The sequence below is a fragment of the Hafnia alvei genome (genome assembly GCF_034424155.1).
Lineage (GTDB): Bacteria > Pseudomonadota > Gammaproteobacteria > Enterobacterales > Enterobacteriaceae > Hafnia > Hafnia alvei.
Map to the genome: position 1 here is coordinate 2,311,572 of NZ_CP139992.1, position 15,051 is coordinate 2,326,622.

Sequence of the window (15,051 nt, forward strand, 5' to 3'; positions counted from 1 at the left end):
AATCATCCTGTGGTTGAATTAAATCCAAGAGTGGCGGGCAGGGAATATGCCATTAAGGCGATACTGGCCGATGGCGTGAAACTTCCAGCGCACTGGATCGTGTAGCGTGTGAGTGCGGGCGTTACGCCAATGACGGTCTAAACCAAATTCGGCCAACGTCGAGCGACTACCTGCCCACTCAAACAGTTTTTCACTGGCCGCGAGGGCAATATCCGTGGTTAAGACCTTGGCTTCTGCGACGGCAATCGAGGCATAGGCGGCACTTTCTGCCGTTATCGGCGCTGATTGCGTCTGATCCAAGATACTCGCGGCTCGTTTTAATAGGGCATTTGCGGCATTCAGTTCGATAGTTAAACGACCAACGTCGGCAATGATGTAAAGGTCGTCGCTGTTACGGTCTACGTTGGCATCAATCCATGGGCGTGAACGTTCGCGTACAAATGATGTTGCTTCTTCTAGGGCACCATGGGCGATACCCGAATCGATAGCGGCCTGAATAAGCTGAGAAACTGCGCCCTGAATATTCGGCTGCTGTGAAATAGGGGCGAGGGCAATCACATTCTCTGGAGCCACTAACACGTTGTGCAGCTTAATCGTTCCGCTGGCGGTGGTGCGCTGTCCCATACCCGACCAATCGTCGACGATATGCAGACCTTCCGTGTGTTTAGGAACAAAAGTGATCACCGGTTGTTGATTATCATCGATAGCTTTAATCGCCACCCAATGAGCAAACAATGCACCGGTAGAATAAAATTTCTCACCGTTTAATACTAAGCCCGCTGCGGTTTTGGTTAGGCGTGTGCGCATATCCAAAGTATCTTTTGTTCCGCGTTCTGGGCCGCCATTGCCAATACGCCATCCTGCGAGTACAGAACCGTATAATCTTTTTAATTGTTCTTCTGAGGCCGTAATACTTAATAGTTGCAGAATGCCAAAGTGGTTTTGCGGTATTTGCCCCAGCGCCGGATCAACGGCAGAAATAATCCGGAAAACTTCAGCAACGGTGGCGAAAGAGAGCTGCGGTCCACCAAATACTTTCGGAATCGTGATGCTGCCAAGGCCGCTGTGCGTGAACAAGTCGAGCGCAGCGTGCGGTAATACACGCTGCTGATCGCGGTGCTGAGCCTCTTCTGCGGCAAACTTCGCCACCTGCTTGGCGGCTTCTATCGCCTCACGCTCGGTGGTGATTATTTTGGCTGGAAATACCGCCGAATTGTTTTGGTATTTATTTTCATCAGGCGTTAATACGGGCATATAGTATTCCTTATGGTTCTTATCCAAAATTTAGGCAATAGCAACCCGCATATTGAATATATGAAAAATGAAATAACGCTAGATATTGAGTTATGACTTATTACGTTTAGTTATTTATCTTGTCTTAGGCTTATAGCGTCTTAAAAACGTTTAATTCGATAAAGATATAATTAACGCAATAATGTAATCGGATAGTAATAAGTATTAACGCTTTATGTAAAGCAGTTGCTTAGCCTTATTTCAGCAATGCTTAGCTAATTTTTGATTTTGGATTAGGTGTTCGCTTAAGATTCTGTTTACAGCATATGACTTCGCGATGGGTATCAATCATCAGTAAGGGCCGTTATGACGTCTCCCGCAGACAATATTATTCCGTTATATCAGCAAAACTCCGCCTTCTGGGATTCGCAACGCAATGGCGCTCGGGGAGATTCGCCACGCTGCGAGGTTCCTTGGCTAGAACGGTTTCTCGCACAGCTTCCGGCCAATGGCCATATTCTGGATATCGGCTGTGGCAGCGGAGAGCCCATCGCAGGGTACTTTATTCGGCAGGGATTTAATGTCACCGGCGTCGATGGTGCTTCGGCGCAAATAGCGCGTTGCCGCGAACGTTTTCCACAGCAACGCTGGCTGGTTAACGACATGCGCGAATTAGATTTAGGTGCGCGCTTTGACGGGATCATTGCATGGGATAGCTTTTTCCATTTGTGTCAGGCCGATCAGCGCAAGATGTTTACTATATTTCTCGCACATGCTGCGGATAAAGCCGCGCTGATGTTCACCAGTGGGCCAGAACAGGGAGAAGCGATAGGGGAATTTTGTGGAAAACCGCTTTTTCATGCCAGCCTCAGTCCAACAGAGTATATAAATCTGCTCCATCAGCACCAATTCAGCGTGGTAGAACATCGCGTTGAAGATCCTGAATGTGGTTTCCATACCGTTTGGTTGGCGGTTCGTGACGCTTAAGCTGAATAAATCACACATTGTGAGCGGGGATTTCTTGTGAAGTGCAAATTCCTGACTACAATAGCCACGTTTTCGCCTTTTCACTAAGACGGTTTATCCATGCTACGAAGCGATGTTTTGCCTAAAATTACTCATAAAAACAAGATTGAATTATTAAGCCCCGCACGCGATGTTGCTATCGCCCGCGAGGCGATTCTACACGGCGCCGATGCCGTTTATATCGGCGGCCCAGATTTTGGTGCGCGCCATAATGCAGGCAACTCGCTCAGCGATATCGCTGAATTGGTGGGTTTTGCTCATCGATATGCGGCAAAAGTTTTTGTCACGCTGAATACTATTTTGCATGACGATGAGCTGAAACCGGCGGAACGTTTGATCCATCAGCTTTATGAAGCGGGAGTGGATGCCCTTATCGTTCAGGATTTGGGTATTCTCGAATTGGATATCCCGCCGATTGAGCTGCATGCCAGCACCCAAACCGATATTCGTAGCGTTGAAAAAGCTAAATTTTTATCCGACGTTGGCTTTTCACAAATCGTTTTAGCTCGCGAACTCAACCTGAATCAAATCAAAGCCATCAGCGATAACATCGACGCCACGGTTGAATTCTTTATTCACGGCGCGCTATGCGTGGCTTATTCCGGCCAGTGCTATATCTCGCATGCTCAGACCGGCCGCAGTGCGAACCGTGGCGATTGCTCGCAGGCATGTCGCTTGCCTTATACGCTCAAAGACGATCAGGGGCGCGTGGTCGCTTACGAAAAGCATCTTCTGTCGATGAAAGACAACGATCAAAGCCAAAACCTGATCGCCTTAATTGATGCCGGCGTGCGCTCGTTCAAAATTGAAGGGCGCTATAAAGATATGAGCTATGTGAAAAACATCACGGCTTATTATCGTCAGCACCTTGATGCGATTATGACAGCAAGGCCAGAACTGGCTCCGGCGTCGATGGGACGTACTGAGCACTTTTTTGTTCCGTCGCCGGATAAAACTTTCCACCGTGGCAGCACCGACTATTTTGTTAACCAGCGCCAAATGGACATCGGCGCGTTTGATTCGCCAAAATTTGTGGGTTTGCCTATTGGTGAAGTGCTGAAGGTCGGAAAAGATCACGTCGATGTGAGCGTGACGGAGCCGCTGACCAATGGTGATGGCCTGAACGTATTGATTAAGCGTGACATTGTCGGCTTCCGCGCCAGCAAAGTGGAGAAAATTGCCGCCAACAGTTTCCGCGTTTGGCCAAACGAAATGCTGGATGCGCTGAAAAATGTGCGTCCGCATCATCCGCTAAACCGCAATCTGGATCATAACTGGCAGCAGGCATTGCTGAAAACATCAAGCGAACGTCGTATTGGCGTCAAACTACGCCTGAGCGGCAATGAAAATCAGCTGATGTTAACGGCCAGTACGGCGGACGGGGTGAGCGTTACCCAAACGCTGGAAGGCTTCTTCGAAATTGCCAAACAGCCTGAGAAAGCCTTCAACAGTTTGCACGATGGTCTAGCGAAGCTAGGGCAGAGTATCTATTTTTCTGAGGGCATTGAGATTAACCTGCCAGTAGCGTATTTCGTGCCTAATGGTTTGCTCAATCAGCTGCGTCGCGAAACCATAGACATGCTGACGGAAGCGCGTTTACATGCCTATCAGCGTGGCAGTCGTAAAGCCGTATCAGAGCCAGCGCCGGTTTATCCTGAAACACACCTGACATTTTTAGCTAACGTGTATAACCATCAAGCGCGCGAGTTTTATCAGCGCTATGGCGTGCAGTTGATTGATGCCGCCTACGAGGCGCACGAAGAGAAAGGTGATGTTCCGGTGATGATCACTAAGCATTGCCTGCGCTTTGCCTTCAATCTTTGCCCTAAACAGGCCAAAGGTGTGCAGGGTGTGAAAGGGCGAGCGTCGCCGATGCAGCTGGTTCATCAGGATGAAGTGCTGACGCTGAAGTTCGATTGCAAACCGTGTGAAATGCACGTGATAGGGAAAATCAAAAATCACATTCTAAAAATGCCGCTGGCTGGCAGCGTAGTGGCGTCGGTAACGCCTGACGAATTACTGAAAACGTTGCCGCGCAAGTCAGCGACTACGCCAAAAACGAAAGTTCGTCGCTAACTATCTGCTTTAAAAGGGGTATGACGGACAATCGTGTAATAAACCACGTTAACATCATAACCCTATGTTTTAAAAGATAATCAATGCCAAAACTGAATTTCTTTATGGCAACTTATCGCCTGATTGCGGGTAATTTGCCAGTGATGCTCTGGTAAATTTTAAGGATAAAATCCATGAAAGTGAGTGAAGAAACACTTCTGGAGTCCGGCTTCAGTCATACAGATCTCCAGAAAATTAAAAGCAATGTGGAAAATTTCGGGGGAACTCTTGATGAAGTGATTCAGGATTTAGAAAAAAAATTTAATGTAGCTAAGTGGATAACTATTATTGCTTTTGTAATCCTAATTTTTACATCTGTTTTATCGACAAAAAATAACACACTATCTCTGGTTTTTTCGTTGATTGTAGGATTACCTTTTATCTGGTATTTGGCGAATGCCAAACTCGCATTTAGAGCTTGGCGATATAAAAAATATGCTTCTAGGATTGAGCGCGATCAGTAATTGTCATCAGATCAAAAATAACTTTAGCCTTAACGCCGTATCCAACTATTTTCATGGTTAGTTTTTGCCGGCTTAACGTACTGATTTTTCTGTAATAATCGACGGGCATATAGCGAAATAGTCTCCATGCCCCAGGTTTCCTTATTAAACCTAAAATGCTGTAAGCGTTAGCAACAAGTGAGATTGATTTATACACACCTAATCCACTTTGAGAACTAAACCCCATAAACTCAGCCGTAGACATAGCTGCATTAGCAGCAAACCCTTCAGCTGTAGAATCATGAAGTATCTGATGGCTAAATTCTTTGCTTAGGCCATTGAACCCATCTACTACGAGTATAGCACCAGCCAGTACACCCAATGGCTCAGCGCTGGCAAGTAGCGTTGTTCCTAAAGCGATCTCTGCACCCGAAAGCACTAAGTTCACAGCAGAAATGACGTAACCAACAATTTTATTATTTTTCCGGACGAACTCTACTTTAGCGTAAAGTTTTGCTGTCTTCATGCGCAACATCCGACACTGTTCTTCGAGGTTTTCGGTCTCTGCTCTCAGGTTTTTGATGCATGCTATACAATCTTCATCAGATTCTGCGCGTCGGGCAACGGCAAATTGCTGCTCTATAACCTGTTTTATTTCCTGAGCAAAGTTAATCCGGGTCAGATCATCCTGGAGATGAAAAGCGGAAAGTCTGTTGGCAGTATTAATCAGTTTTCTGGCTTCAAAATTAACCATTGTTTCAGCCCAGACTTTATTTCTCCCGCCAGAGTTCATCATATCTAACAATGCCGTATCCATTTTTATTCTCCCTATTCCTTTGCAAATAGCACGTTGATAAGAGCCTCTCCACCAACCGGAGAGGCTTTATTGATCTTCAAATCTACCTTCTCTGGCGGGTTATATTGTCAATATCCGCACAGGATAGACCAATATCTTTCAGCTGCTGCGCACTCATCCGTTGTAAATCGTTATGCGCTTTTCTTCGCATATGCCACGTTTGCCAATGCTGGTACAGCCCCATGAAAAACAGATAAAACGGCGACTGTAAAAACGGTTTCTTGGCTTGGTTTTCGTCATATCCCATCATGCAACTCCTCGCGGTTTTGATGCAAATATCATTGCGCGAAGTGAATACACATCACAGATACAAAAATAACTATTATTTAACATACAGATTGCGCATTATGCGATCTGAATGGTCAAAATCACGGCCAACTGTACTGGTTTTCGCCTGAAATTTTAGCGAATAACGATCTTAAGCAATGATTGGAAAGGGCAACGATGACGCGCTATCAACATCTCGCAGATTTATTAGCACAACGAATTGAAGCGGGGCTATATCAAAGCGGCGAGCGCTTGCCCTCGGTTCGAACGCTGAGTGATGAGCATTCCGTGAGCATCAGCACCGTGCAACAGGCCTATCATCTGCTTGAGGATAGACAGCTCATCACGCCACAGCCACGGTCGGGATATTATGTTACGCCCCGCAAACACACGCCGCCCGCACCGGCGATAAGCCGTCCAGCTCAACGTCCGGTAGAAATAACGCAGTGGGGATGTGTTCTCGATCGCCTTAATGAAGAACCTGATAACGATGCCATTCCTTTCGGCAGCGGCTCACCGGATATGTGCCAGTTCACAATGGCACCGTTATGGAAAGCGATGACTCGGCTTATGCAGGCGCAAGACAGCCGAGTATTAAATTACGATCCTGTGTACGGTTCTCACGCCTTGCGTGAACAGGTTGCGCGTTTGACCATTGATTCGGGATGCCATTTAAATCCTGCTGATATCATCATCACTCATGGTTGCCATGAGGCGCTGATGGTGGCAATTCGCGCGGCGTGTCAGGAGGGCGATATCGTTGCGGTGGAATCGCCCGCCTTTCATGGGATCATGCAAAAGCTGCGCGGTTCTAAAATAAAAGTCATCGAAATTCCCACTGACTCTAGCACCGGTATCAGCGTTGAAGCCTTGAAGTTAGCGCTTGAACAATGGCCGATCAAAGCAGTGATGTTGGTGCCTAACTGTAATAACCCACTGGGTTTCATCATGCCAGAGCAACGCAAGCGGGAATTATTATCGCTGGCGCAATGCTACGATATCGCCATCATTGAAGACGACGTGTATGGCGATTTAGCCTTTGAATATCCTCGTCCTATCACGATCAAATCGCTGGATACCGATGGACGCGTATTGCTGTGCAGCTCTTTCTCGAAGACGGTTGCTCCGGGGCTTCGCGTTGGTTGGATTGCGCCAGGGCGCTATTTTGATCGCGTGGTCTACATGAAATACACCGGCACTGGCGCATCGGCTTCGCATCCGCAACTCGCCATTGCGGAGTTTATCAAGTCAGGCGGGTATCAAACTCATCTGCGGCGTATGCGTAAATACTATCAACAGAATCTCGAGAAATTTACCTGTCGAGTGAGAGAGTACTTTCCCTGCGGCATCTGCGTGAGCCGCCCACAGGGCGGATTCATGATGTGGATTGAGCTCCCCGAGCATTTTGATTCCGTGCGTTTAAGTCTCGAACTCAGCGAAGCCAAAGTGCAATTTGTCATTGGCTCGCTGTTCTCTGCATCGGGGAAATATCGAAATTGTTTGCGATTAAATTACGGACTGCCTTATAGCGACAAAGTCGACCAAGCGTTACGAAAACTGGCCAAGGCGGTTGAATGCGCCATGTTGGAGTGTCAGCTGCAAGTGGCTGAAGAAAACCGCCAATCGCTGATGAAAGCGCAAAAAGCAGCTATGGCGCTATCATGTGAGGTCTGGAAGAAGTAAAGCTGCAAATGAGACATGTGAATTTTTTGAACTAGATCTGAGTAAACATCACTCATCTGTGAAATGGTTGCCATAGTGATTATCTATTGATGATTCAGGGAGTTGGGATGTTGACACAGGATCAGGCTTTTGATGACAGATATGTGTGGAGTTTGCTCGCTGACGAGCTTTCCCTGTTACTGAGATTGAACGATACGGGCCGTTTAAGATTTGCCATTCTGCTAAAATTCCGCCAGGTACAGGGTCTTTATCCTGAATCAATAAACGAATTCCCATCAAGGACTGTCCATGCTATTGCTGAGCAGATCGGATGCACTTCCGTACTCCTTAAAACTACCTCTTTCAGAGAAGGCATGTTCAGCGACACCGAAAAATATTCGTCACTATTTTGATACCATAGCTCCCCATAAAACCGATATATCAAAGTTCGCCGTCTGATTAACAACGAACACACGCAGATATCGCACTGCCGAGGGCATCAGGGAAACACTTTGGACGCATCTTTGCCTGAATGATGAACAGAAAAATAGGGACTGGAGCGGCTTAGTATGAGAATAGCAGCGAGTGCTGTGGTACATGAATTTAATATCACCCGAAAGACTATTCTCAGAGTAAAAACAGAAAGCTCAATAAATTAAGAAAATAATTTTCTCCCCTGTAGTTAAAAGTATTACCAGAGGTTTTAGTTTTAACCAAGGATATTAAACCTTATGAAGATAAGATAGTTAATTTTTCAAATAAATCAAAAAGGAAAGGAGACTAAGGATGAGTAAAAGAAGTGATATTATTGATGGTAGGCAAAGCCATCTTAAATATGGACTTATATATACTGAAGTCCTTGGATGGATTGATCTCGGCCATGCTCAGGGTACTGATATAAGAACTCTGTTGAGAAGTATTGATTCTGGAGAATATTCAGACAAGGAACGCTACGACGTTACCTATTCGCAGTCTATGATTGATCCGACCAGAACCATGAGCATGGGTAAATTTATTACCTGGCGTATCAAACGCGGTCGCTCGTATTTTGAACGCAGAAGCATTGCGCTGGCAATGATGATGTCACTGGCCAGGAAGTTTGAGGGGTTACAGGCATCATTCCCCATCAATTTCGTTACAGACAGTGGCTTCAGCGGAGAAGATTTAGTTTCAGATTTGCTGGGTTTTTACCGTGTTGTTACCATGGCCAATCCTTTTGAACTTCTGCGTCCAGTCAGCAAAGCAGAGGCGCTAAAAAGATGGGATTATTACGGTAAGATCGGCTCCTGGAAAAATGATTCCTTTTTGCCACTTTTATTCCCCGACCCTGAAAAATTCCCTAATGCGAGGCCTCGAAAAGGTTTTTTGCCGAATTTTATGACGACATTCAAACCTCCATTCGGGGATAGTTGGTATCGCCAGCGCAGATGGATCATATATAGACATAGCTAAAGGTGAAACATTACCCTATGCGTAAGTCACTTAAGTTATTCGGTGGTGTAATTATCGTTATTGTTTTTGCTCTCACCTATGTCTGGTCATTGGTTAAAATGGAGTTTGCCAGCAACGCTCATTATACCGAGCAGGATAAACGGGAGTATGATTTTTATACTCCTGACATATTAAGAAAAATGCCGCGAATTTCCGCCCGTTACTCTTTTGATTTTGCAAATATTACAGGACCTTCGACGCACGTATATGCAGTAAAATTCTACGATACGAAAGATACCAGTAAAATAGAAGATTATCTGACTTCCATCGGATACAAGCGGGCAGAATGTGACTTTGAGTCAGTGTGTTGGCGCAGAACTGATCCTCAGGAATCAGTTTATGTCGGCGCGTTGATTGGTGAGAAAACCGTAATCGTGCAGGTTGTCTACAACTTCACATAACCATTTTCTACTGATGGTTACATAATAATAATCAGAGCTGCGTCGTCAGCTCTGATTGTGTGAAACCCACATTATGAAAAAGGGCAAATGTAGCGCTCTGTAGTTTTCCGTGAAATTAATAACCTTTCGCCAAGATCTCTGCATAGCGACGGAAAATAAATATGCACCACATCAGAGAAGCCAGCGCCAGAACAGCGCCGATATAGCCGATATTGGCCATGCTCAAATGAATGCTGACCTGATTACCTAGCAGCGCGCCCGCGCCAATGCCAATATTGAAAATACCGGAATAAAGCGACATGGCTACATCGGTTGCATCGGGCGCCATCGCCAAGACTTTCACCTGCATGCCAAGGCCAATCGTCATGATGGCAATGCCCCAAACCACACACAGTAACGCAATCCATATTGGGCTAGATGCGGCAGGAAGCAGCAAGACTAAGCTCAGCGTCAGCAACACGATGGCACCAATGATTAACGTGGCAGGGTGCTTATTTCCTAACATGCTGAACAGCACGCTGCCTAGGATCCCAGCGGCTCCAAGCACCAGCAACAGCATGGTGGCGAAGCCTTGGCTCATCAGCGCAACGCTTTGAATAAACGGTTCAATATAGCTGTATGCCGTATAGTGCGCCGTGACCACCACGACGGTGAGCGCGTATAAACACAGTAGCGCAGGGCGCTTCATTAAGATTGGAATGCTTTTTAGTGAGCCTGAATGCTCGCTCGGGAGTTTAGGCAACAGCTTAATGACACAAATCAACGTCATGGTCGCGACAATACCAATCACCATGAATGTGGTTCGCCAGCCTAAGTATTGTCCAATAATACGGCCAAGCGGCAGCCCAAGCACCATCGCCAAGGCGGTGCCCGTAGCTAATAAACTCAGCGCCTGTGCTTTCTTGCCAGCCGGAGCTAAACGAATAGCGAGCGAAGCCGTAATTGACCAAAACACCGCGTGAGCCAGCGCAATGCCGATACGTGAAAGAACGAGGATCCAGAAATTCCATGCCACCACCGAAAGCGCATGGCTGGCAATGAACAGGATGAAGATCTTCACCAGCAGCCCGCGCCGCTCCATTTGGCTGGTCATCAGCATAAACGGCAATGACATCAGCCCCACAACCCAGGCATAAATCGTCAGCATCAGGCCGACCTGCGCGGTGCTCATCGAGAAACTGGCCGCAATGTCTGAGAGCAACCCAACGGGAACAAATTCAGTGGTGTTAAAAATAAAGGCGGCAACGGCAAGCGTAACCACTCTTAACCATGCGGTTTTGCGGGAGACTGGAGTTGGGTTCATGGCACTTACTAAGGTTAGGAAAACAGGAGGAAACTTTTCGGTAACTAGCATACTGCGAATCGGTCACAATTTATAGCGCCTAGGCCAATGACATCGAGAAGAAGCCGCCAAGCGCTTAGCTCTCTGATAAATAGGACTTAATTTATTTATAGTGTAAATAACTCAAGTTTTATTTATTCAGGCCGTTATTTAGTGTGCTGTTTCAATAAAAAACATAAGTCTGGCATAACTCTCTTCTAATCAGGGCAAGCTATCATGTTCGACTCTATCCGTTCACGTATTCTGGCTGCTTCTACCGCCATCGTTATTTGCTCTCTTTGTATTAACACATATCTAAACTATTCAATTGCCAACAAATATAACAATAGCGCAATTGATAGCACGCTTGAGGCCGTCTCTTCTAGCCACAACCGTGCCATTTCCGACTGGGTGGCAAGCAAAAGCCGGTTGGTCTCAGCGCTTACGCCGCATGTTACCTCTCCTGATCCTATGCCATTGATGGTGCAAACCGCCAACGGCGGTAACTTCATGGGGATTGATATTGGTTATCCTAATAAAATCGATATTTCATCGGTGCCTAACAGCGTTCCTGAAGGCTATGATCCCACCACACGCCCTTGGTATATTCAGGCGGTAAAAGCCGGTAAACCCATTGTTACTGAACCTTATGTTGATGCCAACACCAAGAAAATGGTGGTGACGTTTGCCGCGCCGCATATCGAAAATGGCATTCTGAAGGGCGTGGTGGAAGGGGATGTCACCATGGATAGCGTGATTGAAAACGTGCGTTCCATACATCCAACGGAAAATAGCTTTGGCATGCTCATCGATGCGGCTGGCAACATTATGGCGCATCCCGATGAATCGCTGACCCTCAAGCCGTTATCCGATATTGCGCCTAACTTGGAATTGTCACGTTTGCTGAATGCACGTTCACCGATTGAATATGACATCAACGGCAGCGCCAAACTTTTACTGGCGCAGCCTGTAGCCGGAACGCCGTGGTTTACCGTGGTAGCAATGGATAAAACCGAGGCCACGGCCGGAATGCGCTCATTGTTGACCACCTCATTAGTGACGCTGCTGGTGTTGATCGTTGCTGCCGCCGTGATTATCGGCGTTATTGCTCAGCGTGCGTTAACACCGCTGATTAAGATCCGTGATGCAATGGATGCCATTAGCTCTGGCACTGCGGATTTAACCCAGCGTTTGCCGACCAACGGCAAAGACGAGGTTTCACAGATTGCCGGTTCGTTTAACCGTTTCATTGATAAGCTCAGCGACGTGATGAAGTCCATCCGTAGCAGCAGTGAGTCCGTGCGCGTTGCGGCCAATGAAATTGCATCAGGAAACCAAGATCTCTCCAGCAGAACCGAATCTGCGGCGGCTAACCTTCAGCAAACGTCCGCAGCGTTGGAACAAATCTCTTCCACGGTGGCGCAATCAGCAGGCGCAGCGAAACAGGCAAACAACGCGGTACATTCAGCCTCTGCGGATGCCTCTCGCGGTGGTGAAGCGATTGCCAAAGTCATCAGCACGATGCAATCGATTGAAACCGCCTCCGGCAAAATTGGTGACATTACCGGCGTCATCGACGGCATTGCTTTCCAAACCAATATTCTGGCGCTGAACGCCGCCGTTGAAGCAGCTCGAGCGGGTGAGCAAGGACGTGGATTTGCGGTGGTCGCCGGTGAGGTGCGTACGCTGGCGCAGCGAAGTGCACAAGCGGCTAAAGAGATTAAATCTCTGATTGAATCGACGGTACGCAGCGTCGCCTCCGGCTCAACGCAGGTGCGTCAAACCAGTGAAACCATGACGGATATCGTGACCAGCGTTTCCGCCGTCACAACGATAATGTCGGAGATCACCAACGCCGCCGATGAGCAAATGCGCGGTATCAATGAAATCAATAAAGCCGTTACCCATCTGGATACCATGGTGCAGCAGAACGCTGCGTTAGTAGAGGAATCGACGGCGGCCTCCGGTGCGCTGCTGTCGCAGGCTAACGATTTAGTCGGCGCCGTGGGGCAGTTTAACGTATAGCTTTGTTATTGATTCGCGATTAACTCAGCTTAACATCCCCCGATTTGGCGGGGATGTTAGGCTAATCACTCATCCCAAACTGCCTCGCGTATCTTAATCGCTTTGGATATCAGCCCTAACGCATAGAATCTGTCAGCGATAGTTTGCTGATCGCGCATCACGGTTCTATTGATGGCACGCGGCTCATGTTGACGGCGAGATAATGCCAGCGCCAGCGAAGCCTGTGGCAGGCCTAATTCTTGCGACAATAATTGCGCCGCATTTTCTGGATGCGTGGCGATAAATATCCCGGTCTGTTTGAGCTCATCCAAAACAATCTTAAGCAGGTCTGCTGAACGCTGGGCAAAATCGCGGCGAGAAAGATAAAACTGCTGATTCAGTACCTTGCCGTGGCCATCTTCAATAATGCGCATATCACCAGAATGTTGTGCATCGCTCAGCAACGGATCCCACATCATCCACGCATCAACAGCATGAAAGTCTGACGGAGTCAGTGGATATCGTAGCGGCGTATAGTTCACACGAACGTCGTCAAGCGTGAGGCCATGCTCATCCAACATTTGCAGCAACAGATAATGCACGTTAGAGCCGCGGTTCACCGCAATACGTTTGCCGCGTAGATCTGAACAGTGATAAATCGGACTGTCTTGAGCAACGACCATCGCCACGCTGTGGGGAGAAGGTGGTTCGTAGGCGACATAGATGAGCGAACTGTTTTGTGCCTGAGCCAGTATAGGAGGCACTTCACCCGTGGCACCAAAATCAATCTCATTGTTTTGCAGCGCGTGCAACAACTGCGGGCCTGCGGGAAACTCGCTCCAAAGAACCGTAACGCCTTGTTGCACAAACCTTTCCTCTAGGCTTTGCCGAGCTTTGAGCATGCCTAAATTCCCGAACTTTTGATAGCCAATGCGCAGCTCACGTTCAGTTATTAGGCCCTCGGACAAAGTATAGCCGTGGGGCGATAGTCGCTCTTTTTTCCGTGATTTGATAAGCCCCAGATTCGCAAGATGAGTGCGTAGTGTGTTTCGGCTGATGCCCAACATCGCGGCGGTTTGCTGCTGATTGTTATTGTTCATACTGAACGCATGCTGTATCAGCGCATCAGTGATTTTCTGAAACAGCTTTGGCGTCTCTTTTTCTAGCTGCGAACGAATAAAAAGGGCAAGTTCATCGTCATCAACCGTTTTATTATTGGTGACATTGTCACTTTTCGGGGCATTAAGTTTTAATATATGAGGCTGTATCTGCAATTCTTGAGTGAGCAGCACTGCGTTGTGCAACGTATTTTCGAGCTCTCGTACATTGCCGGGCCAGTGGTAGTCGGCTAATGCGTTGAGTGTGTTTTCCGCTAAGGTAAGATTTGGTCGTCCTAGGCGATAGGCATATAAAGAGAGAAAATGCTGCGCCAGTGCAGAAATATCCTGTGGGCGCTGGCGTAAAGGCGGCAATGTGACAGCGGCGACGTTGAGGCGATAATAGAGGTCTTCACGAAAGCGGCGCTCTTTAATCGCATCGGCTAAATCAACGTGCGTGGCTGCAATAACCCGCACATTAATGGAGATTGGCGTTCGTGAACCCACACGGGTAATTTCTCGCTCTTGCAGCACGCGCAGGAGCTTGACCTGTAGCGACAGGCTAAGTTCTCCAATTTCATCCAGCAATAAAGTCCCGCCTTCAGCGGCTTCAAACCAGCCCTGATGCCGATTTAGCGCTCCGGTAAATGCGCCTTTCTCATGGCCAAATAATTCGGCTTCCGCCAGACTTTCACTTAAAGCACCGCAGTTAACCGCCAAAAAAGGCTGCTCGTGGCGTAGGCTATGGTGGTGAAGATAGCGCGCCACCACTTCTTTGCCGGTTCCTGTTTCCCCAACGATCAGTACAGTAGCATCGGTGGGAGCAAGTTTATCCAGCACGTTTTTAAACGCGATAGACGCGGGATCGACCAACACCGGCTGTGATGAGGGTAACGGCAGCGGCATAACTCATTTCCAAAATGAATACGTGATGCGATTGAACATATCTCATCGATGCTCTGGCGGCGAGATGCAGCAAACCGCTTTCTGCTGTAAATGCAGCAGTCTAGGTGACTATGCTGTTGCCTTTGCAGCAGCTTGCAGAAAGCGAGAAATATTTAATTAATTGATTTTTATGATAAATAAAAACCAATCGAGTTGGCATGTATCGTGCTATTTGTTTTATAACCGAAGA

Annotated in this window: 11 protein-coding genes and 2 pseudogenes; 8 read left to right on the top strand and 5 right to left on the bottom strand. The window is 47.5% G+C overall.

Translation table 11 applies throughout. From position 1 onward, the window contains the following. Nucleotides 1–18: 18 nt before the first annotated feature. Complete coding sequence (locus tag U0008_RS10830; protein WP_043493200.1) at nucleotides 19–1,254, bottom strand: SfnB family sulfur acquisition oxidoreductase; 1,236 nt, start codon at nucleotides 1,252–1,254, stop codon at nucleotides 19–21. A 345-nt stretch (nucleotides 1,255–1,599) separates the two neighbouring features. On the opposite strand from U0008_RS10830, the gene U0008_RS10835 reads away from it, so the two are divergent. From U0008_RS10835 to U0008_RS10845, 3 genes are all read left to right on the top strand, one after another. Further along, nucleotides 1,600–2,220, top strand: a complete 621-nt coding sequence (locus U0008_RS10835) for a class I SAM-dependent DNA methyltransferase (RefSeq protein WP_043493202.1) — start codon at nucleotides 1,600–1,602, stop codon at nucleotides 2,218–2,220. A gap of 99 nt (nucleotides 2,221–2,319) precedes the next feature. Further along, nucleotides 2,320–4,335, top strand: a complete 2,016-nt coding sequence (locus U0008_RS10840; protein WP_043493204.1) for a peptidase U32 family protein — start codon at nucleotides 2,320–2,322, stop codon at nucleotides 4,333–4,335. A gap of 173 nt (nucleotides 4,336–4,508) precedes the next feature. Continuing rightward, a complete protein-coding gene (locus U0008_RS10845; protein WP_043493206.1) occupies nucleotides 4,509–4,838 on the top strand; it encodes a hypothetical protein in 330 nt (109 codons plus the stop codon). On the opposite strand, the gene U0008_RS10850 is transcribed toward U0008_RS10845, so the two are convergent. Together U0008_RS10850 and U0008_RS10855 are read right to left on the bottom strand one after the other, a co-directional pair. Further along, nucleotides 4,816–5,634: a DUF4225 domain-containing protein gene (locus U0008_RS10850; protein ID WP_043493207.1), complete on the bottom strand. Its 819-nt coding sequence runs from the start codon at nucleotides 5,632–5,634 to the stop codon at nucleotides 4,816–4,818. The two genes, U0008_RS10845 and U0008_RS10850, sit on opposite strands and share 23 nt — an antisense overlap. Before the next feature lie 82 nt (nucleotides 5,635–5,716). Then, on the bottom strand, nucleotides 5,717–5,923 hold the full coding sequence (locus U0008_RS10855; RefSeq protein ID WP_080723943.1) for a DUF1127 domain-containing protein: 207 nt from the start codon (nucleotides 5,921–5,923) through the stop codon (nucleotides 5,717–5,719). 194 nt (nucleotides 5,924–6,117) lie between these two features. On the opposite strand from U0008_RS10855, the gene U0008_RS10860 reads away from it, so the two are divergent. From U0008_RS10860 to U0008_RS10875, 4 genes and pseudogenes are all read left to right on the top strand, one after another. Next, nucleotides 6,118–7,623, top strand: a complete 1,506-nt coding sequence (locus U0008_RS10860) for an aminotransferase-like domain-containing protein (protein ID WP_051874138.1) — start codon at nucleotides 6,118–6,120, stop codon at nucleotides 7,621–7,623. An 89-nt stretch (nucleotides 7,624–7,712) separates the two neighbouring features. Further along, a pseudogene (locus U0008_RS10865) lies at nucleotides 7,713–8,049 on the top strand (DUF4158 domain-containing protein); the annotation flags it as partial. A gap of 339 nt (nucleotides 8,050–8,388) precedes the next feature. Continuing rightward, nucleotides 8,389–9,079, top strand: a pseudogene (locus U0008_RS10870) (hypothetical protein). Further along, the gene (locus U0008_RS10875) at nucleotides 9,072–9,494 is read left to right on the top strand and encodes a hypothetical protein (RefSeq protein ID WP_043493211.1); all 423 of its coding nucleotides are present in this window, start codon (nucleotides 9,072–9,074) and stop codon (nucleotides 9,492–9,494) included. The pseudogene U0008_RS10870 and the gene U0008_RS10875 overlap by 8 nt, the downstream one beginning before the upstream one ends. Nucleotides 9,495–9,609: 115 nt before the next feature. Here U0008_RS10875 and U0008_RS10880 read toward each other — a convergent pair whose 3' ends face one another. Further along, nucleotides 9,610–10,797 carry a sugar transporter gene (locus U0008_RS10880; protein ID WP_043493375.1) on the bottom strand — a complete coding sequence of 396 codons (1,188 nt, stop codon included), beginning with the start codon at nucleotides 10,795–10,797 and terminating at the stop codon, nucleotides 9,610–9,612. Between the two features lie 255 nt (nucleotides 10,798–11,052). On the opposite strand from U0008_RS10880, the gene U0008_RS10885 reads away from it, so the two are divergent. Continuing rightward, on the top strand, nucleotides 11,053–12,840 hold the full coding sequence (locus tag U0008_RS10885) for a methyl-accepting chemotaxis protein (RefSeq protein ID WP_043493213.1): 1,788 nt from the start codon (nucleotides 11,053–11,055) through the stop codon (nucleotides 12,838–12,840). Nucleotides 12,841–12,905: 65 nt separating this feature from the next. On the opposite strand, the gene U0008_RS10890 is transcribed toward U0008_RS10885, so the two are convergent. Further along, on the bottom strand, nucleotides 12,906–14,822 hold the full coding sequence (locus U0008_RS10890; RefSeq protein WP_043493214.1) for a sigma 54-interacting transcriptional regulator: 1,917 nt from the start codon (nucleotides 14,820–14,822) through the stop codon (nucleotides 12,906–12,908). Between the last annotated feature and the right edge of the window lie 229 nt (nucleotides 14,823–15,051).

Bases quoted from the DNA above. Each gene is read 5' to 3' on its own strand.
- U0008_RS10830 (WP_043493200.1), bottom strand. From the start codon at position 1,254: ATGCCCGTATTAACGCCTGATGAAAATAAATACCAAAACAATTCGGCG.
- U0008_RS10835 (WP_043493202.1), top strand. From the start codon at position 1,600: ATGACGTCTCCCGCAGACAATATTATTCCGTTATATCAGCAAAACTCC.
- U0008_RS10840 (WP_043493204.1), top strand. From the start codon at position 2,320: ATGCTACGAAGCGATGTTTTGCCTAAAATTACTCATAAAAACAAGATT.
- U0008_RS10845 (WP_043493206.1), top strand. From the start codon at position 4,509: ATGAAAGTGAGTGAAGAAACACTTCTGGAGTCCGGCTTCAGTCATACA.
- U0008_RS10850 (WP_043493207.1), bottom strand. From the start codon at position 5,634: ATGGATACGGCATTGTTAGATATGATGAACTCTGGCGGGAGAAATAAA.
- U0008_RS10855 (WP_080723943.1), bottom strand. From the start codon at position 5,923: ATGATGGGATATGACGAAAACCAAGCCAAGAAACCGTTTTTACAGTCG.
- U0008_RS10860 (WP_051874138.1), top strand. From the start codon at position 6,118: ATGACGCGCTATCAACATCTCGCAGATTTATTAGCACAACGAATTGAA.
- U0008_RS10875 (WP_043493211.1), top strand. From the start codon at position 9,072: ATGCGTAAGTCACTTAAGTTATTCGGTGGTGTAATTATCGTTATTGTT.
- U0008_RS10880 (WP_043493375.1), bottom strand. From the start codon at position 10,797: ATGAACCCAACTCCAGTCTCCCGCAAAACCGCATGGTTAAGAGTGGTT.
- U0008_RS10885 (WP_043493213.1), top strand. From the start codon at position 11,053: ATGTTCGACTCTATCCGTTCACGTATTCTGGCTGCTTCTACCGCCATC.
- U0008_RS10890 (WP_043493214.1), bottom strand. From the start codon at position 14,822: ATGCCGCTGCCGTTACCCTCATCACAGCCGGTGTTGGTCGATCCCGCG.